The organism is Paeniglutamicibacter sp. ORCA_105 (genome assembly GCF_045798545.1).
Classification (GTDB): domain Bacteria; phylum Actinomycetota; class Actinomycetes; order Actinomycetales; family Micrococcaceae; genus Paeniglutamicibacter; species Paeniglutamicibacter sulfureus.
The window spans coordinates 42,195-68,042 of sequence record NZ_JBIXLM010000024.1; the positions used below are offsets into that span (position 1 = coordinate 42,195).

17 protein-coding genes and 2 pseudogenes are annotated in these 25,848 nt (G+C 64.2%); 10 read left to right on the forward strand and 9 right to left on the reverse strand.

Annotation, left to right across the window (positions count from 1 at the left end; genetic code table 11):
- Window position 1: 1 nt before the first annotated feature.
- Entirely contained in the window at window positions 2–1,204 is a 1,203-nt protein-coding gene (locus tag ACIPUB_RS12810; RefSeq protein ID WP_407607730.1) for an alpha/beta hydrolase, read from the reverse strand.
- Between the two features lie 60 nt (window positions 1,205–1,264).
- Here ACIPUB_RS12810 and ACIPUB_RS12815 point away from each other — a divergent pair, with 60 nt between their 5' ends.
- Window positions 1,265–2,356 (forward strand): quinone-dependent dihydroorotate dehydrogenase, encoded by a 1,092-nt coding sequence (locus ACIPUB_RS12815; protein ID WP_407607731.1) that lies wholly within the window; start codon window positions 1,265–1,267, stop codon window positions 2,354–2,356.
- Between the two features lie 194 nt (window positions 2,357–2,550).
- On the opposite strand, the gene ACIPUB_RS12820 is transcribed toward ACIPUB_RS12815, so the two are convergent.
- Complete coding sequence (locus tag ACIPUB_RS12820; protein ID WP_264271736.1) at window positions 2,551–3,132, reverse strand: DUF3043 domain-containing protein; 582 nt, start codon at window positions 3,130–3,132, stop codon at window positions 2,551–2,553.
- A gap of 70 nt (window positions 3,133–3,202) precedes the next feature.
- Here ACIPUB_RS12820 and ACIPUB_RS12825 point away from each other — a divergent pair, with 70 nt between their 5' ends.
- From ACIPUB_RS12825 to ACIPUB_RS12850, 6 genes are all read left to right on the forward strand, one after another.
- Complete coding sequence (locus tag ACIPUB_RS12825; RefSeq protein WP_407607732.1) at window positions 3,203–4,612, forward strand: dipeptidase; 1,410 nt, start codon at window positions 3,203–3,205, stop codon at window positions 4,610–4,612.
- Window positions 4,613–4,720: 108 nt separating this feature from the next.
- On the forward strand, window positions 4,721–5,095 hold the full coding sequence (locus ACIPUB_RS12830) for an iron-sulfur cluster assembly accessory protein (RefSeq protein ID WP_264271738.1): 375 nt from the start codon (window positions 4,721–4,723) through the stop codon (window positions 5,093–5,095).
- Between the two features lie 256 nt (window positions 5,096–5,351).
- The gene (gene coxB, locus ACIPUB_RS12835) at window positions 5,352–6,176 is read left to right on the forward strand and encodes a cytochrome c oxidase subunit II (RefSeq protein WP_302266093.1); all 825 of its coding nucleotides are present in this window, start codon (window positions 5,352–5,354) and stop codon (window positions 6,174–6,176) included.
- A gap of 6 nt (window positions 6,177–6,182) precedes the next feature.
- Window positions 6,183–7,901, forward strand: a complete 1,719-nt coding sequence (gene ctaD / locus ACIPUB_RS12840) for a cytochrome c oxidase subunit I (RefSeq protein WP_407607733.1) — start codon at window positions 6,183–6,185, stop codon at window positions 7,899–7,901.
- 2 nt (window positions 7,902–7,903) lie between these two features.
- The gene (locus ACIPUB_RS12845) at window positions 7,904–8,305 is read left to right on the forward strand and encodes a cytochrome c oxidase subunit 4 (protein ID WP_310287448.1); all 402 of its coding nucleotides are present in this window, start codon (window positions 7,904–7,906) and stop codon (window positions 8,303–8,305) included.
- A gap of 159 nt (window positions 8,306–8,464) precedes the next feature.
- Window positions 8,465–9,250 (forward strand): GntR family transcriptional regulator, encoded by a 786-nt coding sequence (locus tag ACIPUB_RS12850; protein WP_407607734.1) that lies wholly within the window; start codon window positions 8,465–8,467, stop codon window positions 9,248–9,250.
- 192 nt (window positions 9,251–9,442) lie between these two features.
- On the opposite strand, the pseudogene ACIPUB_RS12855 reads toward ACIPUB_RS12850, so the two are convergent.
- Together ACIPUB_RS12855 and ACIPUB_RS12860 are read right to left on the reverse strand one after the other, a co-directional pair.
- A pseudogene (locus ACIPUB_RS12855) lies at window positions 9,443–9,664 on the reverse strand (aldehyde dehydrogenase family protein); the annotation flags it as partial.
- A gap of 105 nt (window positions 9,665–9,769) precedes the next feature.
- Entirely contained in the window at window positions 9,770–15,763 is a 5,994-nt protein-coding gene (locus tag ACIPUB_RS12860) for a peroxidase family protein (protein WP_407607735.1), read from the reverse strand.
- Between the two features lie 591 nt (window positions 15,764–16,354).
- Between ACIPUB_RS12860 and ACIPUB_RS12865 the strand changes: the two are divergent.
- A pseudogene (locus ACIPUB_RS12865) lies at window positions 16,355–16,480 on the forward strand (DUF5956 family protein); the annotation flags it as partial.
- Window positions 16,481–16,492: 12 nt separating this feature from the next.
- Here the strand turns inward: ACIPUB_RS12865 and ACIPUB_RS12870 are convergent.
- Window positions 16,493–17,002, reverse strand: a complete 510-nt coding sequence (locus tag ACIPUB_RS12870) for a hypothetical protein (protein WP_407607736.1) — start codon at window positions 17,000–17,002, stop codon at window positions 16,493–16,495.
- A gap of 403 nt (window positions 17,003–17,405) precedes the next feature.
- Between ACIPUB_RS12870 and ACIPUB_RS12875 the strand changes: the two genes are divergently transcribed.
- Complete coding sequence (locus tag ACIPUB_RS12875; RefSeq protein WP_407607737.1) at window positions 17,406–18,431, forward strand: BTAD domain-containing putative transcriptional regulator; 1,026 nt, start codon at window positions 17,406–17,408, stop codon at window positions 18,429–18,431.
- A gap of 1,586 nt (window positions 18,432–20,017) precedes the next feature.
- Here ACIPUB_RS12875 and ACIPUB_RS12880 read toward each other — a convergent pair.
- The 4 genes from ACIPUB_RS12880 to ACIPUB_RS12895 form a co-directional block, all read right to left on the reverse strand.
- Entirely contained in the window at window positions 20,018–21,694 is a 1,677-nt protein-coding gene (locus ACIPUB_RS12880; RefSeq protein WP_264271744.1) for a ubiquinol-cytochrome c reductase cytochrome b subunit, read from the reverse strand.
- A gap of 3 nt (window positions 21,695–21,697) precedes the next feature.
- On the reverse strand, window positions 21,698–22,741 hold the full coding sequence (locus ACIPUB_RS12885; RefSeq protein ID WP_264271763.1) for a ubiquinol-cytochrome c reductase iron-sulfur subunit: 1,044 nt from the start codon (window positions 22,739–22,741) through the stop codon (window positions 21,698–21,700).
- A 68-nt stretch (window positions 22,742–22,809) separates the two neighbouring features.
- The gene (locus ACIPUB_RS12890; RefSeq protein ID WP_264271745.1) at window positions 22,810–23,598 is read right to left on the reverse strand and encodes a c-type cytochrome; all 789 of its coding nucleotides are present in this window, start codon (window positions 23,596–23,598) and stop codon (window positions 22,810–22,812) included.
- 66 nt (window positions 23,599–23,664) lie between these two features.
- Window positions 23,665–24,303 (reverse strand): heme-copper oxidase subunit III, encoded by a 639-nt coding sequence (locus ACIPUB_RS12895; RefSeq protein WP_336245038.1) that lies wholly within the window; start codon window positions 24,301–24,303, stop codon window positions 23,665–23,667.
- A 146-nt stretch (window positions 24,304–24,449) separates the two neighbouring features.
- Here ACIPUB_RS12895 and trpD point away from each other — a divergent pair, with 146 nt between their 5' ends.
- A complete protein-coding gene (gene trpD / locus ACIPUB_RS12900) occupies window positions 24,450–25,502 on the forward strand; it encodes an anthranilate phosphoribosyltransferase (RefSeq protein ID WP_407607738.1) in 1,053 nt (350 codons plus the stop codon).
- Window positions 25,503–25,848: the final 346 nt, after the last annotated feature.

Genomic DNA, 25,848 nt, shown 5'->3' on the forward strand with positions numbered 1-25,848 from the left:
TTCAGCGTTGCCCGCCGTCGTCGGCGCGCACCGCGGGGTCCGGCAGGTAACCGGCGCCCCAGCGGTCCATTGCCGCATAGGCTGCAGCCCTCGGCTCGGGCAGGGAAGAGAACACGTCGTGCATGGCCCCGGGGAGGATCGCGTTGGTGACCTCGCTGCCCAGTTTCAGGGACCGCTCGCGCACCACATTGACCTCGATGACACTGTCGTTGTGCAACATGGCCTCGTCGAAGCTGGTGCCCAGGTGCGTTGACTTCGAGGTCAGCACCAACACCGGGACCTTGATGTCCAGTCCCCTGGCCACCTCCCGGTGCCCGGCCATCACCGCGGTGATCCAGCCGGCGGTCGTCGGGAAGGCAATCGGCGGGCGCCAGCGCGGATGCAGATCCCAGGAGCCATTGCCCTGTCGGGATAGCGAGCGCCAGTAGTTGTCCAATTCCGGCAGGTGCAGCTTGGCCCGCGGCCGTAGTCGGGCAATGGGCTCGACCACGCCCTGGGCGGCGTAGCGCACCAGGTAGCTGCCCTGCATCTCCAGCCACGGACTGTTCAGGATCAACGCGTCGAAGGCCTCCGGGTGCCGGTTGACCCAGAGGCTTGTCACCAGCCCGCCGGTCGAATGCGCCAGGCAGATGCCCGTCGCGTCCGCGCCTTCCACGGAACGGATCATCTCCAGCGCCGCGCCCAGGTCCGCGTCGTACTCGTTCAGGGACGCGGTGAATCCGGGGTTCAGGTGGTGTGCGCGCAGGCTGCGACCGTAGCGGCGCAGGTCCAGCGCGTAGAAAGCGTAGCCGCGATCGCTCCAATACCGGGCCAGCTCGGCGTTGTAGAAGTAGTCGCTCCAGCCGTGGACGGCCAACACGAAGCCGACGTGCCGCCCCGCCGTCGGCGACGTGCCGTCGGTGGATGCTTCCGGTGCCAACGGTCCGGGCCACAGTGCGCCCAGTGCGCTGCGCAACCGGGAGCCAAGGTCGGGACGTGCATGCGCGGGTGCAGGGGTCGGACGCAGGTGGCGCACCAGGGTGGCGCACAGCTCGCCTTCGTCGTCCTCGCCCAGGGGCAGGGTCGTGTAGCTGAAGCCCTCGCCCAGGATGTCCGGCTCCCAGGTGCCCGGCAGGGTTGTTGCGCTGTACTCCGGCCACGTTGCGCTGGGATCGTCCGGAAGCGGTGGTGCGGGTCCGGAGCCGAGGGAGGAGGCGTGCGACATGTGTTGAGCATAACCAACTTGAAGTTGTTTGGAGCCGTGGATGCGGGAAGACTAGGAGTCATGCGCATATACCCCACGATTTTCCGTCTGGTTTTCACGAAGATGGATCCCGAAAAGGCACACCACTTTTCCTTCGATGCCCTGCGGCTGGCCGAGAAGCTCGGGGTGTCCGTCATCGCGAGGAAGCTGTGCGCCCCGGACCCTGCGCTGCGCCGCACCGTGATGGGGATCGACTTCCCCTCGCCCTTCGGCCTGGCGGCGGGCTTCGACAAGGAGGGGGCAGGCATTCCGGCCCTGGCGGACCTCGGCTTTGGCCACGTGGAAGTCGGCACCATCACCGGTGTCGCCCAGCCGGGCAACGAACAGCCGCGGTTGTTCCGTCTGGTCCAGGACAAGGCGGTCATCAACCGCATGGGGTTCAACAATGACGGTGCGCGCGCGGTGGCCCCCCGCATCCGTGCCGCAAGGCTGCGCCTGGGCACCCGCTTTGGCGCCGGCCGCCCGGTCATCGGCGTGAACATCGGCAAGACCAAGACCGTGGAACTCGATGACGCCGTCGCCGACTACCTTGTATCCACCCGTGAACTGGCCGCCCACGCCGACTACCTGGTGGTCAACGTGTCATCGCCCAACACCCCGGGGCTGCGCCTGTTGCAGGGCGTCGAGACGCTGCGGCCGCTGCTGAGCGCGGTGGGCGCCGAGGCCGACCGGGTCGCCGGACGCCACGTCCCGCTGCTGGTCAAGATCGCCCCCGACCTCAATGACGACGACATTGCCGACGTCGCCACATTGGCCACCGAGCTGGGGCTTGACGGCATCATTGCCACCAACACCACCATTGCCCGCGAACCGCTGGTCTCCGACGCGTTCAAGGTTGCCGAGATCGGGGCCGGGGGACTCAGCGGTGCACCGTTGAAGGCCCGCTCGCTGGCGGTCCTGCGGGTGCTGCGCGAAAAGGTCCCGGCCGAAATGGCGATCATCTCCGTGGGCGGGGTCAGCACCGGGGACGATGTCATCGAGCGCCTCGAGGCCGGCGCGGACCTGGTCCAGGGCTACACCGCGTTCCTCTACGAGGGGCCGCTATGGGTCCGTGGCATCAACAAGGCACTGGCAAAGGCACAGGCCCAGGGCAGGTCCCTGGCCAGGAAGTAGGCGCATGCGCGGAGCGGGGCCCCTTCACCGATCGGCGAGGGGGCCCCGCTCCGTTTGGGACGAGGGCGGGGGAGCAATGGGCGCTCTCCCATCGGATCCCGGACAGCGAAAAGGCGTGTGGCGCCCTGCCGGGAATCCAGTCCCCGGGGGCGCCACACGCCTTGGTGTGGAATCTTGAACGCGTGTGCGTATTGTTAGCGCGGATCCTCGCCGCGGCGGACCTGCGGCTTGGGCAGGCGCAACTTGCGGAACTGAAGTCCGCGCATGATGCCGTAGTAGGTCACGCCGCGTTCGACCGAGCCGAAGCGGGCAATCAGCCCCTTCTTCAGTCCGCGCGACATGATGAAGGCGTCGACGGCAACGAGTGCCACCAGGATCCACAGCGCAAAGGTGATGTAAACCTGAACCGCCGGGAACCTCGAGAGGGTCAGCGAAACGATCAGGAATGCGAAGACCGCGAACATCAGGTATTCGCCGACCATGAAGCGGCGGTCCACGTAGTCGCGGGTAAAGCGCTTTTGCGGGCCCTGGTCACGGGCTGCCATGAAGCGCTCGTCGCCGGTCTCGTTGGCCAGCCGCATGCGGTTCTGGGCCTCCAGGCGCTGGTTGCGCTCGGCCGCGCGCGCAAGCTTGCGGTCGGTGGGTACCAACGGGCGCTGGTTTTGCGCCTGCTGCGCACTGCGCTTTGGGGTCGGGGCATTTTTGCCGGCGGGCTTTGTGGTCTCTTCTGTGGGCGCTTCTACGGAAGCTGCCTGATCTTTCTTGCGTCCAAACACCTTTCCAGTCTAGCTTGCACCCGGCACGCCATCGCCATTCGGCGCACGGCGCGGTTGTAGGCTTTTTCCCATGACTACCAAGAACACCGCCGCCCCGGCATCATTCGGCGTGGATCGCGAGTCCCTGAGCGCGCACGTAGATACCGATTTCAACCGCATCGTCTCCGAACTCGGCAGGCTGGTGGCCATTCCCGGCATTGCCTGGGAATCGTTCGACCCCGACCAACTGGACCGAAGCGCCGAGGCCGTGGCGCAGCTGGTGCGCGAAGCCGGCATGGAAAATGTCGAGATCCTCCGCGTTCCCACCCCCGCAGGAGTGCCCGGGGGCCCCGCTATCGTGGCCAATCGCCCGGCCCGCGACGGCAAGCCGACCATCCTTCTCTATGCCCACCACGATGTGCAGCCTCCGGGCGACGAGGACCTGTGGGACACCAAGCCCTTTGAAGCCACCGAGATCGATGGCCGGCTGTATGGTCGCGGAGCGGCCGATGACAAGGCCGGCATCATGGTGCACATTGCCGCCCTGCGAGCGGTGCTGGACAGCATTGCGGACTTCGGCCTGGGTGTCGCCTTCTTCCTCGAAGGCGAGGAAGAGGCCGGCTCGCCCAGTTTCCGCCGGTTCCTGGAGACCCACCGCGATCGTCTGGAGGCGGACGTCATCGTGGTCGCCGACTCCAGCAATTGGAAGGTGGGGGTCCCGGCGCTGACCACTTCCCTGCGCGGCATGGTCGGGGGAGTGGTGGAGGTCCGCGCCCTGGCCCATGCGGTGCACTCGGGCATGTTTGGCGGGCCGCTGCTCGATGCCCCCACCCTGGCAGCTCGCTTGATTTCCACGTTCCATGACGCCGAGGGCAACGTGGCCATCGAGGGCCTGGTCTCCCACGAGCGTGCGGTCGTCGACTACCCAGAGGGGTCGTTCCGGGCGGATTCCTCGGTGCTGGACTCGGTCCAGTTGGCGGGCAGCGGCAACATCGCCGACAGGCTCTGGAACAAACCGGCCCTTTCGATCATCGGGATGGACATCCCCTCGGTTGCGGTTTCTTCAAACACCTTGTTGCCTTCCACGCGATTCAAGCTGAGCCTGCGCATCGCCCCCGGACAGGACCCGGAGTCGGCGGTTGCCGCGCTGCGCGCGCACATCATGGGCCAGGACCTGGGCGGGGCCCAGGTGACCTTCGAGGCCGACGAGGCCGGGCAGTCCTTTTCCACCGACACCTCGGCCCCGGCCGCGCAAGCTAGCCTGTGGGCGCTGGGGGAGGCGTGGGGAGTTCCGGCAGTTGAAACCGGCATCGGCGGATCCATTCCATTCATCTCCGACCTGCTCGAGATCTTCCCCGCCGCGCAGATCCTCGTGACCGGCGTCGAAGACCCGGATTCCCGCGCGCACTCGGCCAATGAGTCGCTGCACCTGGGCGATTTCCGTCACGCAATTTTGGCCGAGGCGCTGCTCTTGGCACGCTTGAACAACCACGGGCTATAAGGTCCGGGCGGCGTCGCTGCGCCAGCACGTGCGGTCTCGTCGTACCATTGAAGGTGAGGGGCCGCGCTTGAGGCGTAGCCCAAGTGAGCAGTATATGGAGGATCACGCATGACAACTGCAGCCAATGAGACCACCGCAGACCCGACCGAGCTTCCGAGCCACGAGGTCAAGCTGTCGGAGGTCGCAGCAGAAAAGGTCCGTTCACTGCTTGAACAGGAAGGCCGCACCGATCTTCGGTTGCGCGTCGCCGTTCAGCCAGGGGGATGTTCGGGCCTGATTTACCAGCTCTACTTCGACGAGCGCCTGCTGGAGGGCGACGCCGTAAAGGACTACGACGGCGTCGAGGTCATTGTCGACAAGATGAGCGTTCCCTACCTGGACGGAGCTTCGATTGACTTCGAAGACACCATCTCCAAGCAGGGTTTCACCATCGACAACCCGTCCGCCGGGGGCTCTTGCGCCTGTGGAGATTCCTTCCACTAAGCCGGAACCAAATGCACCGCCCATACGTTGAGACATCTTCGTCCCTGGGCGGTGTTTTGGTCGGCATTCGCATGCCCGAGAGGGTAAGCTCTACGATAAGTAGTAAAACTATGGTTTTCTTCGACCTCATCAGCGTTGATTCACTTGAGTCCGGCCGCTGGGTGTCGAAGACTCATTCAGCACCAACAAAGAGGAAGGGCCGTCTGTGAGTTCGCAAGACCGAACCAGCAGCCGCCGCAAAGGCAGAGCCAAAGTCATGGCGATTGCTGGCGCCGGCGCGTTGTTGTTGACGGGATGTTCAGCGGAAGTCCAGCGAGGTTGGCTCCCAAACGTCGAACGTGACACCACCAACCACACCGGTATGATCCAGGATCTCTGGGTCAACTCGTGGATTACCGTACTTTTGATCGGTATCTTGACGTGGGGCCTGATGCTTTGGTGCATCATCGCCTACCGCCGCCGCAAGAATGACACTGGCTTCCCGCGCCAGCTCAGCTATAACTTGCCAATCGAAATTTTCTACACGGCCGTGCCGCTCGTGCTTGTCCTGACGTTCTTCACGTTCTCCGACAGCACCGAGAAGGCAATCAACACCGAGGTGGATTCCGAGCTCGTGGTCGATGTCCGTGCCAAGCAGTGGGCATGGGACTACAACTACACCTACCAGGGCCAGGAAAAGTACGATGCCACCGTTCAGGCACACCTGACCGGTGAAGAGGGCGTCGAGGAAACTCTGCCCACCCTGTACCTGCCTGTTGGAAAATCCGTCACGCTCGAGTTGAACAGCCGCGACGTCATCCACTCGTTCTGGGTTCCTGCATTCCTGCAGAAACTCGACATGATTCCTGGCAAGACCAACTACATCTACCTCACGCCGCAGGTCGAAGGACGATTCGACGGCAAGTGCGCGGAGCTCTGCGGTGAATACCACTCGGAGATGCTCTTCAACGTGCAGGTAGTGTCCGAAGCCGAATTCCTGAACCACCTGGCCACCTTGAAGGACGGCCACATCGGTGAGGAACAGGACCGCAAGCCGGGCGAGGTCAACCAGGTTTCGGCCCACGCATCGGAAGGGGAGTAATCCGTCGTGACTACTTACGAATACGCAACCGATGAGGCCAAGACCCTCGCACCACGCGTCGTGCCGATTTCCAAGGGACGGATCTTCGTCAACTGGATCACCTCCACCGACCACAAGACGATCGGGTACATGTACCTGATCACCTCGTTCGTCTTCTTCTGCATCGGCGGCGTGATGGCCCTGGTCATCCGTGCCGAGCTGTTTGAACCGGGCATGCAGATCCTGCAGACCAAGGAACAGTACAACCAGCTGTTCACCATGCACGGCACCATCATGTTGCTGATGTTTGCAACCCCGCTCTTTGCAGGGTTCACCAACGTCATGATGCCACTGCAGATCGGCGCACCCGACGTGGCCTTCCCGCGCCTGAACGCGCTGGCCTTCTGGTTCTTCTCCTTCGGTTCCACCATTGCGCTGGCAGGTTACCTGACCCCGCAGGGTGCGGCGTCCTTCGGCTGGTTCGCATACGCGCCGCTGTCGAACACCACCTTCAGCCCCGGCGTGGGTGGCGACCTCTGGGTCTTCGGCCTCGCGCTCTCGGGCTTCGGCACCATCCTTGGCGCCGTCAACTTCATCACCACCATCATCTGCCTGCGTGCACCGGGCATGACCATGTGGCGCATGTCCATCTTCACCTGGAACGCGCTGATCACCTCGATCCTGGTCTTGATGGCATTCCCGCCGCTGGCAGCAGCACTGTTCGCGCTCGGCGCGGACCGCCGGTTCGGGGCGCACGTCTTTGACCCGGAAGCGGGCGGTGCCGTCCTCTGGCAGCACCTCTTCTGGTTCTTCGGACACCCGGAGGTCTACATCATTGCGCTGCCGTTCTTCGGCATCGTCTCCGAGATCTTCCCGGTCTTCTCCCGCAAGCCGATCTTCGGCTACAAGGGCCTGGTCTTCGCAACGATCTCGATCGCTGCGCTGTCCGTCTCCGTGTGGGCCCACCACATGTACGTCACCGGCTCCGTCATGCTTCCGTTCTTCGGCTTCATGACCATGCTGATCGCGGTTCCGACCGGCGTGAAGTTCTTCAACTGGATCGGCACCATGTGGCGGGGCTCGATCACCTTCGAGACCCCGATGCTCTGGAGCATCGGCTTCATGGTGACGTTCCTCTTCGGTGGCCTGACCGGCATCATCCTCGCGGCCCCGCCGCTGGACTTCCACGTCTCGGACACCTACTTCGTGGTAGCACACTTCCACTACGTGGTCTTCGGAACCGTGGTCTTCGCGATGTTCGCAGGCTTCTACTTCTGGTGGCCGAAATGGACCGGCAAGATGCTCAACGAGCGCCTTGGCAAGATCCACTTCTGGATGCTGTTCGTGGGCTTCCACGGCACGTTCCTGATCCAGCACTGGCTGGGCGTCATCGGCATGCCGCGACGTTACGCCGACTACATGCCGGAAGACGGGTTCACCACCATGAACCAGTTCTCCACCGTGTTCGCCTTCATCCTGGGCATGTCGATGATCCCGTTCTTCTGGAACGTCTGGACCACGCACCGCAACGCCAAGAAGGTTACCGTGGATGATCCGTGGGGCTTTGGTGCATCGCTGGAATGGGCAACTTCCTGCCCGCCGCCGCGCCACAACTTCCACTCGATTCCGCGTATCCGCTCCGAGCGTCCGGCTCTTGACCTCCACCACCCGGAACTGAGCGCCCGCTCGACCCCGGAGACGGCGGTGGCCAAGATCTTCGGCCCGGCAGACCAGAAGGACCTGTAGAGATGAAAATTGAAACTTGGCTCTTCCTGGGCGGCATCTTCTTCTTCACCCCGGTGGCGATCGTGTACGGCATCATGACCAACTGGGAAGAACACGTAGGCTACCTCGCGTTGTTCATGCTCTCGGGCATGTGCATCATGATCGGCTGGTACCTGCTGCACACGTCCCGTCGCGTCGGCCCCCGTCCCGAGGACCGTCTTGACGGCGAGATCCACGAGAACGCCGGCACCGTTGGCCTCTTCTCCCCGTGGAGCTGGTGGCCGCTGGCACTGGGTACGGGTGCCGCGATCGGCTTTGCCGGTTTGGCACTGGGCTTCTGGGTCCTGTACATCGGTGTTGGCCTCACGATCGTCGGCCTGGTTGGCTGGGTCTACGAGTACAGCCGCGGTGACCACGCCCACTAACCCGGGCATGTGAGACCCGAAGTGCATCGGCGGAAGCGGTGCTTCTTTCCCCTCGCGGGGAGAGGAGCACCGCTTCGGCTTTTTAAGCGCCAGGCCCCGGAATGCGGGAGAATGGAAACCTGAGGGGCCGGATGCAGGTCCACCGACACTGGAGCAAATGTGAAACCCTACGCGCCGCAGCCCAAGGTGCATGGCCTGATCGATGGCGATTCGCCCGTGAGCAAGTACCGGCAGATTCGCGAGATCCTGCGTACCCACGCAGCCACGGTCTGCCAGCCCGGATACCGGCTGCCGCCAGAGCGCGAGCTGGCCGAGGAATTCGGAGTGGCCCGCAAGACCTTGCGGCAGGCCATCGACTCGCTGGTCGAGGACCAGGTGCTCAAGAGGGTGGTCGGCGTCGGGACGTTCGTGGCGCACCCCAAGCTGGACCTGCAGATCCGCCTGAACTCCTACAGCGAGGAAATGGTCCGGCGCGGCATGGTCCCCGATGCGCATGTGCTGCGCTTCGAGGAGTCGCCGGCTTCGAGCAGCCTGTCGCGCCACATGGAGATCGACGAGGGCGAGCCCGTGATCCGCTTCAGCCGTCTCCTGCTGGCCGATGGCAAGCCGATGAGCCTCGATGAGAACTTCATGCCCAGCGCGCTGGTACCCGGGTTCCTCAACGACCCCCCGCCCATTTCCCTCTACCAGTCGTTGAATGAACGCTACGGCCTGGTACTGGAGTGGGGCGAGGACCAGATCGAAAGCACGGCGGCGACAAGCGAGCACGCCGGGCTCCTGAAGGTCGAGGTGGGTTTCCCGTTGCTGCGCATCACCCGATACGCCTTTGTTGGTGAGGTGCTCGTCGACTATTCGATCTCCCTCTATCGTTCCGACCGCTACAAGCTCTTTGTCCCGCTGCAGCGCCAGGGGACCCGCAGTCCGCGCTACACCACCGTGCGGTAGTCCAAGAGGCTCCAGTGCGGCGGCACGGTCTTCTTGTGGGCAAGTCGTGATGGCCCGTGTCCCGCTCCTGAAACTTCAGCCATGCCCGAACGGTGTCCATGCCCGATGCAGGCGGCGCTTCCCTGGTCGATGGCGAGAGCCAAGATCCGTGCCCGAATGTGCCGGTATCGGTGACCGGACGGCGGTCAAGCACCATGGCCTCGTCGATGCTGGAGTACTTGATGATCGCCAGGGCCGGACAGAACCGCTCCTCGGCGACCAACGGGATGCCGTTGTCGATGTCCGCGACCTAGGGCGTCGGGTGGAAGCGGCCTGGCTGCCGCTCTTCGGGTTCCCGCCGAGCAGCACAGATGCGCCGGAGTCCCTGGCGGCCTGGACCAGGTTGGCGACGATGTCGTACTGCGCCTTGTTTTCTGCAGCGCGGCAAGTCCCAGTGCCACGACCAGCGCCGGGGCGCCAGCAGAACGACGGTGGCCGGTGCTGGCTGCACCGGACCTTGGATTTAGCAACTGTGCGGCGCTAGAGCACCGAGCCCGTTCTGAATATCCACGAACGTGCGACCAGCGGGTTGCCGGCAGCGTCGCGGATGCCCGCAACACTGCCCACGGTGACCCGGTATTGGGCCAGCGACCCGAGCGTCACCGACGGATTGACGGTCATGACGCGTGTGGTGGCGTTGTAGCTGACCACCGCGCTGATCGTTGCACCGCTGGCGACGTTGCTCAGTCGCACGGTGGTCCCGGAGACACCCGTGACCGGCTCGCTGAACGTCGCCGTCGCGTTAGCCGTCCTGCGCACCCCGGTGGTTCCCGAGGTGATGGTGAACGTCGGCGCCGGGCCCGTGGTGAAGGTCCGGGTGCTAGCCACCAGCGGGTTGCCGGCGGTGTCGCGGATGCCCGCGGTCAGCGAGACCGCATAGGTCCTGTCCGCCGCCAGGGTGGCGGTCGGGTTCAGGGTGGCAACCCGAGTGGTGGCGTCGTACGTGACCGTCGCCGGCACCACCGTCGTTCCCGACCGAAGGACAAACGTGGTTCCCGAGACCCCGGTGACCGGCTCGCTAAAGGTCGCCAGGACGTTGCCCGTTTGGCTGACCGAGCGTGCGCCGGAGGCCGGAGTGAATGCGGTTACCGTTGGAGCCGGGCCCGTGGTGAAGGTCCGGGTGCTAGCCACCAGCGGGTTGCCGGCAGTGTCGCGGATGCCCGCGGTCAGCGAGACCGCATAGGTCCTGTCCGCCGCCAGGGTGGCGGTCGGGTTCAGGGTGGCAACCCGAGTGGTGGCGTCGTACGTGACCGTCGCCGCCACCACCGTCGTTCCCGACCGAAGGACAAACGTGGTTCCCGAGACCCCGGTGACCGGCTCGCTGAAGGTCGCCAGTACGTTGCCCGTTTGGCTGACCGAGCGTGCCCCGGAGGCCGGAGTGAACGCGGTTACCGTTGGAGCCGGGCCCGTGGTGAAGGACCAGGTGTTCGCCACCAGCGGGTTGCCGGCAGTGTCGCGGATTCCCGCGGTGAGCGAGACCGCATAGGTCCTGTCCGCCGCCAGGGTAGCGGTCGGGTTCAGGGTGGCAACCCGAGTGGTGGCGTCGTAGGTGACAGTCGCCGCCACCACCGTCGTTCCCGACCGAAGGACAAACGTGGTTCCCGAGACCCCGGTGACCGGCTCGCTGAAGGTCGCCAGGACGTTGGTCGCAGTGCTGACCGAGACGGCGGCGGAGGCCGGGGTGCGTGCCGTTACCGTGGGGGCAACGAACTCCGTCCGCGGGGTGGTTGCGGCGCTACGCGCCGAGACCGGTCCCGTTCCCACGGAGTTGACCGCCGCGACGTCGAACGTGTACGCCGTCCCGTTGGTCAGACCCGTCACCAGTAGCGACGTCGCCGTGGCTGGCGCCACCTGGGTCCGCACCAGCGTGGTGCCCGCGAAGGCACGCACCCGGTAGCTGGTCACCGGAGCGGCGTTGGTCACCGGCAACGGGGCCAGCCAGTTGACGGTCGCCGAGGCGTTCGCCGCCGTGACGGTGCCGATGCGGGCCGCTCCCTGGAGTACCAGGGGCACGGCCGGAGTCACCGCGTTGGACAAGGCCGAGAACGGGCTGGTTCCCACCGCGTTGGTGGCGGAGACCTGGAACCTGTAGGTGGTTCCGTTGGTCAGCCCCGTGACGACCAGGCTGGTCGCCCCTGCGGCGGCCGGCCGCAGTGCGCCGACCTGGACGCCTGCAGCGTTGACCACCTTGACGGCGTAGGACGTTGCAATCCCCGTGGCCGGTGCGATCCAGTTGACCGTGGCGCTGGCGTTGCCGCCAACTGCCGCCCCGATGGCCGGGGCGCTAGGTGCCACGGTGTCGGCGAAGACGATGCTCTCGATGTTGCGGAGCGTGTCGATGCCGTCGGCGCCGCCGTTGTGGTTCACGGTGGTGACGGATCCCGGCGAGCCGGGCATACCGTTGCCGCCCGTTGTGGTGACAGTGTAGTTGGCACTCACATCGGAGAAGACGGCGGTGTCGGTGGTCCCCGCGGCGTCCGCGGCGGTGGGTGTCACCAGTTCCCTGACAATGACCAGGTTGCCGGGATCCACGATGCCGGCCGCGACGTCCGCGGCGAGCGTCTTGGTGTTGCCCGCCTGGTAGGTGCGCTCCATGAGGTCGGTGGTTCCGACCTCCGTGCCGGCGCCGTCGCGGACGCTGATGCGGACCTTCAGGTAGCGGTCGCCGTCCAGGACGTCGTCCGCTCCGCGGCCCTCAAGTACGTCGTTGCCGAGCCCGCCAAGCAGGATGTTGCCATCTCCCCATACCGGCCCCTCGAGAGGGCAGGCGCCGGGCGCCGAGGCAGCCTCGACCGTGGAGAGTGGCGTGGTGGGTGCCGGAAGGATGTCGCCCAGTCCCGCGATCCTGTCGATGCCTGCCTGGTCCAGTGCGTCGCAGCCGGTGAAGCCGCCACCGCCCTGGGCGCTGGGGACAACGTCGTCGCCGCGGATGATGTCGTTGAAGGCCGAACCCGAGTTCGCCTCCGTCTCCTGCCAGCGGTCGCGGTTCACGACGGCCGGAAGGTTCAGTCCTATCAGGTTGCGGTTGATGTTCATGTCGTCGTCCGCGCCGACGGTGTCGTACTGGTGGTTTGCCCAGTCGAACCCGCCCGCCGAGGCGTAGCGGTCCACGGCGGAGTTGGAAGACATGATGTCGTCCCCGCCCTCGGCGTCGTAGTCGTTTTCGCCGACCTGGCCGATGAAGACGTCGTTGCCGGGCTTGGTTTGTGCAGGATCATCGAAGAACGGTGCCCCGTGGTCTCCGATCAGGAGGTCTGCGCCGGCGCCGCCCTGGATCCAGTCGTCGCCGCCGCCTCCGAATACGGCGTCAGTGCCCTCGCCGGCCTGGACGAAGTCGTTGCCCTCTCCGGCGAACGTCTCGTTGTCGTTTGCTCCACCGTTGGTGAAGTCCTGCCCGTCGCCGGACATCACGATGTCGAGGCCGATGCCCGCGTTGATGTAGTCGTCGCCCGGGCCGCCCTTGGTCACGTCGTCGCCGGCGAGATCGGTCATGCGGTCGTCGCCGTCACCGCCGAGCGCCACGTCGTCGCCGCCCTGGCCCTCGATGACGTCGTTGCCGTCGCCACCCCAGAACGTGTCGTTGTCGTTGCCGCCGGTGATCCGGTCTACAGCGGCGGTGCCGTTGTAGACCGCCTGGCCGTTGATGCCCGAGGGATCAACGGTGTTCTTTTCCTTGTACTGGATGGTGCCGTCAGGCTTGCGGAGCAGCAGCAAGTTTTCGTTGCACTCCGATGCCGGGTCGTCGGCGACCACGGGTCCACCGGAGGCCAGGTAGCCCTCCGGGGTGCCCGCCAGGTTTGACAGCTGGAACTTGCAATCCGAAGTGGCGAACACGTCCGCCTTCAGCGTGTGCGTCCCATCGGTGTTGCGCATGATCATCTCGGCGAAGCTGTTGCTCTCGAGTGCTGCGCGCAGGTTCATGCCGGGCGTGCGGGCCAGGTAGTAGAAGCGGTCGCCGTTCTGCAGATCCGTCATCTGGTTCTCGAAGACGTAGTTGAACGTGCTACCGAGTAGGCCACCGAAGAGGTTGGTTTTCTCAGCCAGGCCGCCGACCCAGAGGTCGACCTTGTTCAGGCCGGTCTCGGTGTTGGCGTAGGCGCCTGCGCTGTTGATGAAGTCCAACGCCTCGGGCGTCGGGGAAACCCCGCCTCCCGGGTCCACGAGCGCCTTGGCTGCCGCACGCTTGGCGGCAGATGTGGTGGCCTCGGTGATCGTCGGGTAGGTTCCGTAGGCGGCCACGAAGTTGATCAGCGACTCCGGGTGCTTGAGGTTCTGGCCGAAGTCCGCCCAGCTCGTGTAGGGAGCCAGTTGGCCATCGCCCGTGCTGTCGTGGATCTGGCGGCGCAGCTCGTTCAGCGGCGGCACGCCGGCCTCGCGGGCCCTGGTCAGGTTGATCGTTGCGAGGTCCAAGGGCAGGCCGAGCAGGTTGTTGCGCAGCGTGCCGGTCACGAACTCGTCCAGCTCGTTGCCAGCCTGGTCGCTCATGCCCATCACGAGGCTTCCTGCTGCCTGTTCAGAGGTAAGCTGGCCGGCGGTTCCACCGTCCGTGTACGAGGGCGGGTTGAGGAATCCGTCGAGCAGCGAAATGGAGTTGTCGGAACCGTCCGGGTTGGTGCGGGAGATCGTCTCCGTCAGCATCGAGTGCCCGAACCGGTAGACGGCGTGGGCAAACTCGGCCTTCACCGCTGCGTTCAGGTCGGAGTGGTAGACGCGGAAGGGTTGGATCGCCGGCTGGATCTTGCGGCCGAACTCCTCGAACACCAGGTGCTGGTACTCCATCTCGGTGACAAAGCGGGCGGCCTGGAACAGGCGTTCGCCGTTCCATCCCGCCGCTCCGGCCGCCGTCTTCCATTCGGCCAGTGCCGCGACGCCCTTGACAGTGGTGTCGGTGGTCAGCGTGTTCTTGATGTCGTCCACAAGCCTGTCGTGCTCGGAGTGGAAGACCTGGTGGATGGTGGTGAGGCCGATGTTCTCGTTGACTCGTCCGTCGCCTGCGGCGAAGTGCGCGTCGAGCATCTCATTGTCGTAGGTGCCGGCCGGCTGGGCCGCGAAGTCGGCCGAGGCCGTCGTATCGGTGTCCGGGACCGGCACAACGGCGGGAGTTGCCGGGTTGTGGTCGGTGTCCTGCGGGCTGGGGTCTGCGTTGTGTGCGATGTCAGTCATGAACGGCGTGTTGAAGTGGACGGCGTTCGCGGGTACGGGAACCGGGGTGGTCTTGTTTCCCTCCACCAGACCTGTCGGAGTCACGTACTGCGGAAGGCCCCGCGCGGGGCCGGGGATGAACTTTCCGTACGGGTCGACGGCCAGCTGCGGCACGTCGGTGATGTCCCTGTCGGTGAGGGAGAGGCCCAGGAGCGTCGCGGCCTGCGACTTGACCCGCGCCCAGGTCGCCATGCCTCCGGCGGTTGGTCCAGCGGGTCCTCCAAGTAGCTTCCCCGTGGCGACCGGCCGTACGGCGGTGTTGTTGACGTACTCGCGCAGGAAGACCTGGTGGGACGCGTGCGAGGTGTAGGTCTGTGACTGGTCGACGTATGGCGAGTCGGTGTTGACTGCGTCCTGGATATCGTCGGCATTTCCCAGGATGCCGTCGGGGCCAGGCTGGTTCTGCGCCCGGGTCAGGACCATGAAGGCCTGGTTGGCCGGAACCTCGTCACCGGTGTTGGGCTTGGCGTCGGGACCGACCGTTCGCAGCGGGTCGTCAGCCTTGAGTGGAACGTAGACGGTTGCCCCGCCCTTGACGGTTTGGTCGACGCCATGGTCGAAGAACTGCCCGAAGAGCGTGAACATCGAGTTGTAAGGTGGCGACAGGCCGACGTCGGTCGTGACGTTCGGGATGAACAGCGTATCCCCGGTCGGCACGCAGCCGGCGGGCACGCCCTCGACCGCGGGAGTGGCGAGCGGGTCGGGATCGGTGGTGCAGGGGAACTTGCCGACGTTTCCCTGTGTGCGCACGGGGAACCCCGCCGCGTTGACCGCAGCGGGGTTGGTGGACGTCTGATCCACGATCAGGTTGCTGATTTCGCGTGGCCGGGTATCGAAGACGTCCCCCGTCTTCTGCGCGTATGAGGTGGCCGCTGGCTGCCCGAGGGCCGGAGCGGACTCTGCGGCGCCGAAGACGGGGTTGGTCAGGCGTGGGAACGTCTGGTCCGCCGCGCCAAAGGTCTCCCGTCCGGGGAGCAGGTTGTTGCAGGTACCGTCGACCGTCCGCAGGCCGAAGGTGGTGATCGCGTCAGGGACCTGGTTGGGGCCGTTGCCGATCAGCGCGCCACAGGGCCCCGTTGCGGAAGTGGTATTGGCGACGTGCGCTTCGGCAATCTTGATCTGCTTCAAAATAAACGCGAGGTCGCTTGCCGTCACGGTGAATCCCGCGCCCAGGGGTGCCACCGCGGCATTGGCCGGTAGGCTCACCGCCGGGAAGCCGACCAAGGTCGTCAGGAGCAGCGCAGAGCCGGCCGCCACAACGCGGGTGGGCACACCGAACGAGCCCTTCCGCCCACGCTTCTTCTTCGGTTGATGCCATTGCGACGCTCGACCGCCCCCGGGACCACTGTCTGCGGGCCTTGCGTAGGTGTTACTCATGGTGTGCCTGCCTTAGTCGGAAATATGACGCCTCAAAATGCGCCGAGGACCTTGTGGAAAACCTGTGACCACGGCACGCGACATACAAAGTCAGGGTTTACCCACGGCTGTCACCGCCAGGACGGCAAACTCTCGACAAAGTTCCCAGAGTGCAGAAGCGCGGACCATGGTTCCCGTTCAGGGACCCCTAATCGACGGGCAAGCCCAGCGCAGAGGACTTCTGACAAAGATTTCAGGATTCGCTGGCTGGGGTATCCACCCCGACTATGTTGGTTTTGCCAAGTCGCTTACCAACCGCCAGCAAGGAATGTCGTTCAGCACGAGGGAAAGCTACCCGATCGGTCTCCGGCCCCGGGTTGGACGTAGCCAAAGGGGAACGGCCGGGGCGTCATTGCATCATGGTTCGCCGGGGCAAAGAACGTGATGGACGATCCGGCAGGTGAACGCACCGACGACGTTAGGGTGAACTGAGAAAAGGCAGACGGCGCCGTCACTTCCTGGATCGAACCCATCACGAAGGCGGGGATCCAGGAAATCGACGACGATATCGATGACCATTTGGCAGATTCCGGGGTATCTGGTCGACGGCGCGGCTACCGACGTTTTTTACGTCTGCCGTCGGCGTCACGGATGGAAACGATTTCTGGCGTCGGCTCGTTGAATCCGCCTCTCGACGCCCGCCACGAACCGGGACCGCCTCCTGAACGAAACGCCCGCTTTTGGCGAATCAACAAGTGCTTCTTCGCGCCAACGCAACACCCCTGAATCCATCCACGAACCTGAAACTTGGCTAGGGCCGAAGCAGAACTTTGCCTGCACGCATCCCGGGTATCCGCCACGGGCGTCCTGGCGGCGCAAATGGCCATGGAAGGAAGTAGGCATGGCTCCCGAACCAATCGCCTGTCGCAGTACGTGCTGGATCGGGACGTCCTCAACGAGGAGGCCTGGACCTGCTGGGTTCTGGGGTTGGAATTGCGAGAAAACCCGCTGCGGGGCCTGGGATATCAGGGCACGGATGGGCGTTTGTATGCGTTCGCCGCGCACTGGGCAGAGGTCCGTGAAGGCGTGCGCGAACCGGGTGGTGCCCTCTAGCCCGAGTTCGGCGGCGAGATCCGCGACGGCGGCGGTGGACACGAGAGATTCCTTTCCACGGCTTTGGTCGGGGCTGGTTCCCCTGGGTCCATGGTGGCTAGGAACGGCGTGGAATAGGTGGAAGGAATTCTCAAGGATGGCCACGTACCTTGGCTCCGTTTCTTGGCGAAGAATTGCCTGGATCTTGCGTATTACCCGGCTCCGATCTTGAGGGAGGCAGGGGATAATGGTTGGCGTAGCCGGTCTTGGGGTCGGCTACGAGGCGCGGCGGCGGGGCACCTGATGCTACGCGCATGCCGTGTCCCGGAGCCCGGAGACTTCAGCCCGGCTGAGCAGGGTGCGGACCAGTTCACCCCCAAGAGCGGGGGCTATGGATCTGCGGGGGTGCGTGTGGAAGGATGGCGCTTGTTGGTTCTTGGGGAATTTCAACTTGGGGAGTTGCAAAGTGGATACGCTTGTGGGGATCAGGGGAGATGGCCACGCCGTGCGGGAGACCGACGGTCGGATACAAGTCAACATCTTGGGGACGTTTCAGATCCGTTCGGGGAACTCCGTCCTGGATGCGGGGCAGATGGGAGGGCCGAAGCCTCGCCAGATCCTGGAAATCCTGCTGCTGCATCTGGGGACCCCTGTCTCCAAGTCGCGGCTTATCGACATGTTGTGGGACGGAGCGGCCCCGGTGGCAGCGGTGTCGGCCTTGGAATCCCACGTCTCGGTGCTGCGCCGGTGCCTGCAGCCGGGCCGGGGCAAGAACGGCCCGCTGAGAACCGCCACCGGCGGCTACGTGCTGGATCCGGAACTGGTCGACCTCGACCTGTCTCACTTTGAGCGCCTGGTGGTCCGCGCCGAGCGATCCGAGCCACGTGTTGCCCTCCCGCTGTTGCACCAAGCTCTCGCCCTCGCCACCGGACCGCTGTTGGGAAGCGAACTGTTGCCCGAATGGGCCGAAACGGAACGTCAACTGCACGCGAGTCGGGTATCCTCGGCCAGCATCCTTGCTGCACAGGTTTCTCTTGAACTGGGAATGGCTGCCGAGACCATCCGCTTGGCACAGCAAGTGCTCGAGGGTGACAGCCTCAATGAGGCGGCATGGACCTGCCTGGTCCTCGGCCTGGAAATGGAAGGGAACCCGCTTCAGGGCCTGCAGGCCCTTGACCGCTGCCGTCGCGTCATGGACAAGGAGCTGGGATGCTCCCCGGGGCCGGCCCTGAAACAGGCCCAAGAGCGGCTGTTGCGCCAGACCTCCGCGTCGGAAGACGACTTCGGTGAGGTCATTGGGGCGTTGCTGGCCCTCCAAGGGACGGTTGCGGATGGGGCAAGCGGCGGTATTGGGGTGGGGGCAGGGGGCGAGATCGCCGATGCCCGCCTCAGCCCCCAGGAGGCGGGCCACGTCATTTCCGGTTACCTAGAACGCGTACTGGGACTGGTGGCCGCGTGGTTGCCACACGAAAACTTCCCCATGGGCCTGTGACCCTGTGTCCCGGGCACATATCCCGAGCCTTCCTGCGATACATGCCCCACCCATCAGGGAACACGGGAACGGTCCCTGAGTTGACCTGGACTGACCGATGACGCCACGGGGATGGGTTGCCGGCTGCCGCACCATGGCAGGGGAGTCCACGTGGGTTCCGTCGCTTCCTTGCAACCCCCAGCTGCCGGGGCCTTCGATGGTGCCATCCTGGCTGGCGTCATCGGGTGCCGCGGGGCCCTCGGCCTACGGGAGATGGCACGTGCCAAACGACGCTCCGGTCATGCGCTAAACACAGCTGGCAGACACCTCATGGCTCTTTGGACGGCGTGAACAGGGCTCCGCGGCCGCGGCAGGCATCTGTCGTTGATGTGGATGTCGAGCGTTGCCATTTCAGGCCGTCATCGTGCTCGGCAGCGCCAGGGCCGTGGTGGAACCGGCCCACGGGTCCGCGAAGTCGAGGAAGAAGTCGTTGGCTGTCTCCGGGGCCAGGCAGCTACCGAGAGCACTGTCAGGGCTCTCGGCGCCAGCGGTCGGGGGTCCACAGCGAAGTCCTGCACCGTGATGGACCTGTCGGACGCTCCGAGCACCACGCGCACGCCCGGAGAATGAGCTACGGGATCCCTGGCGTCGTTCCGAACCTCGAATTCCGCAAGGACGATATCGCCCCAGGTCGAGTTGGCCGGCTACCGCCACCGGAGGCCCGGTATGGAATTCCCCGAGACGTCAGGTGCGGTTGAACCACCTGCATGGCCGCCATGCTGTGAGTGGCCGCTCCCGGAGCCTGCACCCGCGGCGGCCCCAAAGGGCAAGCGCAGCCCACCGCCCATGGCGGCCAACGCCTCACGGCCGCGCAGCGCCGAGGGTATGCCGTTGGCCGCGAGCCGGGCGAACCTGCCCGCCCGCAGCACCTGCAAAGACCCGAACGACGTCGATGCGGTGGCTCTCGAGTCGGTTGCCGTCTTGGCCACGTTCCCGTAGCCGGCCCCGGACACGAGAAGCCCGGTTACACCTGCGAAAAACAAACCCAGTTGTGGGCGGGTCATTCCACAGGAGGTCCCGGCCCTCGCGAGGATGGATTTCCCAGCGTCAGGTGAACCCGCAGTCGCATCGATCTCGTTCGGACCCATGACATACGCCTCCGTCGGTTGCTGCTGTCCGGCGGCCGATGCTACGGCAACGCCTACGCCTTGATACCGAAGCCTGCAGGGGAGGGGCTGTGAAAAGGCCATGCAGGGCAGTCTCGGTACCACCGACGGAGACGCCCCAAACCGCGCAACCATCTACGTCGGGACGAGTTCCTGCTAGGCCGCGGACCTCCAGGGTGCCGCACCCGGAGAGCTCGGCCGGTCATTATCGCCAAGCACGAACTGTCTTACGATTTTCAGAAGGATCCTTCCCTGGATCGCAGTCGTGAGCATCCCTGGGTTGGGACAGCCCGGAAAAACCTAAGCCCAGGGGAGTGCCGGCGATCCGCCCGTGGAGCATGTTGCCTGCGGCGCGGCCAGAGGCGAGCGAATTGTCGGTTAAAGCACTGCGGGGCCCACCAAATGGTGGGCCCCGCAGTCAGGATGAACTCCTGGCAGATACTACTTTTCGATGGATTCCGTGGAGGAACCTTCGATTTCTGCCGGTCCGTGTCCATGTTCGGCATGCACTGCTGCCAACTCAGAAGGCGTAACCGGGGCCACGCGATCCTCGAAGAAGAACTTGGACAGGGCGCCGCGGCGCTTTTCGCTGCCGCTGATGTGGCCAGCCGCGTTTGGCTGGGCCGGAATGACCTTGCGGTCCTCGTAGTTGACCAACTGGTGCAGCTTGTAGACATCCAGCGCCTCGTGGCGTTCCGAGAAGGTGCCTTCCGGCGACATCTCGATGATTCCGGTTTCGCGACCGTGCAAGACGATCTCGCGGTCCTTGCGCTGCAGCGACAGTGCGATGCGGCGGGCCACGATAAAGCCGAGAATCGGGCCGAGGAAGAACAGCACTCGCAACCAATAAGTGACGTCGTTCAACGACACGTGGAAGTGGGTGGCGATCAAGTCGGAGGAGGCCGCTGCCCACATCACGCAGTAGGAAACGACACCGGCAACACCCATGCCCGTACGGAACGGGGCGTTGCGCGGGCGATCCAGCAGGTGGTGTTCGCGCTTGTCCTTGGTGACCCAGCTTTCGATCCACGGCCATGCGAACATGATCGTGAACATGATGCCAGCAGGGATAAGAGCCGGAATCAGGACGTTCAGCGTCAGGGTGTTGGTGCCCCACGGGAACGGGATGAGCCACTCGAAGGAGAAGTTGCCCAACACGCCCGGCATCAGTCGCAGGGCGCCATCGACGAAGCCGATGTACCAGTCAGGCTGGGTGCCGGCGGAGACCGGCGAGGGGTCATATGGACCGTAGTTCCAGATCGGGTTGATGGTCAGCAAACCGGAGATCGCAGCCACGATGCCGAAGACGATGAAGAAGAACCCGCCTGCCTTGGCAGCGTAGACCGGACCGACAGGGAAGCCCACGACATTGTCGTTGGTGCGGCCCGGGCCGGGGTACTGGGTGTGCTTGTGCACGACCACCATGAACAGGTGGATGCCGACCATGAGCAGCAGGAGCGCCGGAACAATCATGATGTGCAGGGAGTACAAGCGCGGAATGATGACCGTGCCCGGGAATTCGCCACCGAAGAGGAAGAGCGAAATGTAGGTGCCCACCAGCGGGATCGACTTGATGACGCCGTCGATGATGCGCAGGCCGTTACCGGAGAGCAAGTCATCGGGGAGCGAGTAACCGGTGAAGCCGGCAGCCATCGCCAGGATCAGCAGCACGCCGCCGACAACCCAGTTCAGTTCGCGCGGCTTGCGGAACGCACCAGTGAAGAACACGCGAAGCATGTGGACCGACACGGCGGCAACGAACAGGATCGCCGACCAGTGGTGGACCTGGCGCATGAACAGACCGCCACGCACGTCGAAGGAGATATCCAGCGACGTGGAGTATGCGGCGGACATGCCGATGCCCTTGAGGGGGTTGTACGAACCGTTGTAGATGACGTGTGCCATCGACGGATCGAAGAAGAACGTCAGGAACGTTCCGGAGATCAACAGCAGGACGAAGGTGTAAAGTGCCACCTCGCCGAACATGAAGGACCAGTGGTCCGGGAAGATCTTCCGACCGAATTCCTTGACGATCACCGATCCGCCGACACGCTGGTCGACGAAGTTGGCAATGCGTCCGGTGGAAGTCTTCGGAGTGTACTCAGTTGTGGTGCTCATGGATTAGCCACGCTCCCAGTAGCTCGGTCCAACAGGCTCCTGGAAATCGCTCTGGGCGACCAGGAAGCCATTGGAGTCAACCGTGATTGGCAGCTGAGGCAGCGCGCGTCCGGCCGGGCCGAAGATGACCTTGCATTCCTGCGTGAGGTCAAAGGTCGACTGGTGGCACGGGCACAGCAAGTGGTGCGTCTGCTGCTCGTAGAGGGCCACGGGGCAACCGACGTGCGTGCAGATCTTGGAGTAGGCAACGATGCCGTCCACGTGCCAGTCTTCGCGTCCTTCGGAGACCTGCATCTTCGATGGATCCAGGCGCATCAGCAAGACAACGGCCTTGGCCTTCTCGTTGAGCATGTCCTCGGCTTCGTCAAGTCCCTCGGGAATGACGTGGAAAGCCGAACCAATCTGCACATCCGATGCCTTGATGGGGGTGCCGGAGGGATCGCGGGTCAGGCGAACGTCCGTGTCCCACATCGTGTGACGCAGCTGCTCGACCATTTCGCCGGCGTTCTTGCCGGAGCGGTCGAGGTCGCGGAACATGAAGATGGCGGGAATCGGAGCCAATGCCATGGCGCCGATGAGGGTGTTTCGAATCAATGGACGGCGCTTGATGCCCGTCTCTTCGATCACCTGGTTGATGATCTCCTCGGCGTCCTTGCGATCAGCCTCAGCGGTGATCTCGTGACGCATTTCGGAAATTTCGTGGTCCGGCATCAGGGTCTTTGCCCAGTGGACAATACCGATACCGATGCCGAGCATGGCAAAAGTGGTGCCAAGGCCGAGCATCGCGTTCTGTACACGGATTTCCGAGATGTTTTCCGGACGTCCGAGAACGAAGTAAGCAATAAAGAACGACAGTGTTCCGACGATGGAGATGATAAACAGCAGCGCTACCTGACGCTCTGCTCGCTTCTCTGCATGCGGGTCGGTATCTGCCAAGCGCTTCCGATGCGGCGGAAGGCCGGGATCCTGGAATTTCTCCAGGGTTCCCGTGCCAGCCTTAGCAACGGTGCCCGAGTCGTCCGGACTGCCGTGACTATGGTCGCCCATGTTGTCTCTCATCCTTTTCTCAAGATTCATTAGTACGTAGTGATGTGGCGGCACGGGCCGCCAGCGACCTAGGAAGGACGCGAGGTGAGCCAGATGGTGAAGGCAATGATGATGCCCAAACCAGCGGTCCAGATGAAGAGACCTTCAGCGACCGGACCCAGCGAACCGAGCTTGGCGCCGCCCGGCGAACCCTGGGCTTCGACTTCCTTCAGGAAGGTGATCACGTCACGCTTCTCCTCGGGAGTGATGTTCGAGTCGTTGAAGACGGGCATGTTCTGCGGGCCGGTAACCATGGCTTCGTAGATGTGCTTCTCGGATACACCGGCCAGGGCCGGGGCAAACTTGCCGCGCGTTAGTGCGCCGCCGGCAGCGGCGGCGTTGTGACACATTGCGCAATTCACGCGGAAAACCGTACCGCCTGCGGCAGAGTTGCCATGGGATGTATCAAGCATGTCCTCGGACGGGATTGCCGGTCCGGCACCCAGGCTGGCCACATATGCGGAGAGCTGGGAGATCTGGGCGTCATCGAACTGTACCGGCTTGGCCTGAGCCTGGGGCCCCTGCATCTGCATCGGCATACGGCCGGTTCCGACCTGGAAGTCGACTGCAGCGGCGCCTACGCCAATCAGCGAAGGACCGTCAGCGGATCCTTCTGCATTCAAACCGTGGCAGGTAGCGCAGTTGGCGACGAAGAGCTTGTTGCCCTCCTCGATGTCACTTGCGCTGAATCCTGTAGCCGCCTTGGCCTCGTTGACGCTGCCGGCGGCCATGTACAGGCCTCCAGTGATGAGCAGGCCCATCAACAGCAGTGCGACGGCGGCGAGTGGATGGCGGCGCCTTTGCGAAAGAGCCTTCACTTGCTGGTTCCTCACTTATTTTTTAGAACGGGGAAGTTGCCGAAGTAGGCAACGTTGTTGGTTGCGCTACTTCAGGAAGTAGATGATCGCGAACAAGGCGATCCACACGACGTCGACGAAGTGCCAGTAGTAAGACACGACAATCGCACCGGTTGCCTCGTAGTGACCGAACTTACGTGCAATAAGCGCACGTCCGATGATCAGCAGGAAGGCGATGAGTCCGCCGGCCACGTGCAAGCCGTGGAATCCGGTGGTCATGTAGAACACGGAACCGTAGGCGTTGGAGTTCAAGGCAATACCGTGAGCAATGAGCTCGGTGTATTCGTAGGCCTGAACGGAAACAAAGATGGCACCGAGGATGAAGGTCAGGACGAACCATTCAACCATTCCCCATTCCTTCAAGTTGAACAGTCCGCCGGTGCGGCGAGGCTTAAGATCCTCGGCACGGAAGACACCCAACTGGCAGGAGAACGAGCTCGAGACCAGGATGATCGTGTTGATAAGTGCGAACGGAACGTTGAGTTTCTCGGTTTCGGTCGCCCACATTTCCGGCGATGCAGCACGGAGTGTGAAGTACATGGCGAAAAGCGCGGCAAAGAACATCAGCTCGCTGGCAAGCCAGACGACAGTTCCTACCGACACCATGTTGGGACGGTTCGGCGCAGGATGCGCCGGGGCAATTAGGGCATGAGTCGCAGTTGTCACAGAGCCATTATGTCTATAAAAGTACCTCTGACACCAATGCATTGAGCCCCGCGTGGCGGGAAATTTCACCGCTTCACGCCTACAGCCGCGGAAACACGCGGGATTAACATTTCAGACTTTCTACGATTCGTAGATAACCTAGTGGCGTGTCAACGATTCGAACGGACCCAAAGTTCCCCACATGGCCATCAATCCTCTCTGCGCTGATCGCTGGCGGCGATCTCGACAGGGACCAAGCGTATTGGGCCATGGGCGAGGTGATGACGGGCAATGCCAGCGATGCGCAGGTGGCCGGTTTCCTTGTTGCGCTCAGATCCAAGGGTGAGACCGTTGCCGAACTCACCGGCCTGGTGGAGGCGATGATCGCCAATGCCAGGCCGCTGGTCGTCGAGGGCGAACGCCTGGACATCGTGGGCACCGGTGGTGACCGACAGAACACCATAAACATCTCCACGATGTCATCCCTGGTGTGTGCCGGTGCCGGGGCCCGAATCGTGAAGCACGGGAACCGCGCCTCCTCTTCGTCCTCGGGCTCCGCCGATGTGCTCGAGGCACTGGGTGTGCGACTCGACGTTCCCATCGAAAACCTGAACGCTGTCTTGGACACCGCGAACATCACTTTCTGTTTCGCGAACATCTTCCACCCGTCAATGCGGAACGCCGCAGTGCCCAGACGCGAGCTGGGGGTGCCGACGGCATTCAACTTCATGGGGCCGTTGACGAACCCCTCCGAGCCGACTGCATCGGCCATCGGCTGCGCGGACCTGCGCATGGCTCCGCTGATGGCAGGCGTGCTGGCCGCGCGGGGAGTTCGTGCGTTGGTCTTCCGAGGCGAGGATGGGCTGGACGAACTGACCACGACCGCCGACAACAGGGTCTGGGAAGTCCGTGACGGCACGGTCACCGAGTCGCGCTTCGATGCGCGGGACCTCGGCATGGCACGGGTGACGCTCGAAGACCTGCGCGGGGGAGACGCCCAGCACAACGCGCAGGTGGTGCGCGACGTGCTTGACGGTGTCCGTGGGCCTGCCCGGGATGCCGTCTTGCTCAACGCCGCGGCCGGGTTGGTGGCCTTTGACCAGGATGCCTCCGGCTCCGTCCAGGATCGTCTGGAGAAGGCGGTCGTGAAGGCCGCGGAGTCGATCGATTCCGGATCCGCACGGCTGGTCCTGGAGAAATGGGTCAAGGCGACGGCCTAGGAATTCTTGCGTGCGGATCCGCACGCCGCCTGGCGCGTCCTCCATCCTGTGCGGATGGGAGGCGCGCCAGTGCCGTTTCAGGGGCCTCGCGACCGATCTGTCGACAAGCTCCCGCGAATGGCTTTTGCGGACGCTGATGGGCGTCGTGTGGTTTTTTGGGGAAGGGCGTGCCGACTTTGGGGGTCGCAGCTGGTCGTGCGGTTCCGCAACCGCGGTCTAGCGGAGCGCGCCCGGAAACCCGAGCGGGTCCAAGGCGGTGGTTAAATACAGTGGCGGGGGGGGGGGGGGGGGGGGGGGGGGGGGGCCGCGGCCCCCCCCCCCCGGGGGGGGGGGGGGGGGGGGGGGG

Coding starts and splice junctions, on each gene's coding strand:
- ACIPUB_RS12885 (WP_264271763.1), bottom strand. CDS start 22,741: ATGGGCGACCATAGTCACGGCAGTCCGGACGACTCGGGCACCGTTGCT.
- ACIPUB_RS12825 (WP_407607732.1), top strand. CDS start 3,203: ATGACTACCAAGAACACCGCCGCCCCGGCATCATTCGGCGTGGATCGC.
- ACIPUB_RS12830 (WP_264271738.1), top strand. CDS start 4,721: ATGACAACTGCAGCCAATGAGACCACCGCAGACCCGACCGAGCTTCCG.
- ACIPUB_RS12815 (WP_407607731.1), top strand. CDS start 1,265: ATGCGCATATACCCCACGATTTTCCGTCTGGTTTTCACGAAGATGGAT.
- ACIPUB_RS12880 (WP_264271744.1), bottom strand. CDS start 21,694: ATGAGCACCACAACTGAGTACACTCCGAAGACTTCCACCGGACGCATT.
- coxB (WP_302266093.1), top strand. CDS start 5,352: ATGGCGATTGCTGGCGCCGGCGCGTTGTTGTTGACGGGATGTTCAGCG.
- ACIPUB_RS12845 (WP_310287448.1), top strand. CDS start 7,904: ATGAAAATTGAAACTTGGCTCTTCCTGGGCGGCATCTTCTTCTTCACC.
- ACIPUB_RS12810 (WP_407607730.1), bottom strand. CDS start 1,204: ATGTCGCACGCCTCCTCCCTCGGCTCCGGACCCGCACCACCGCTTCCG.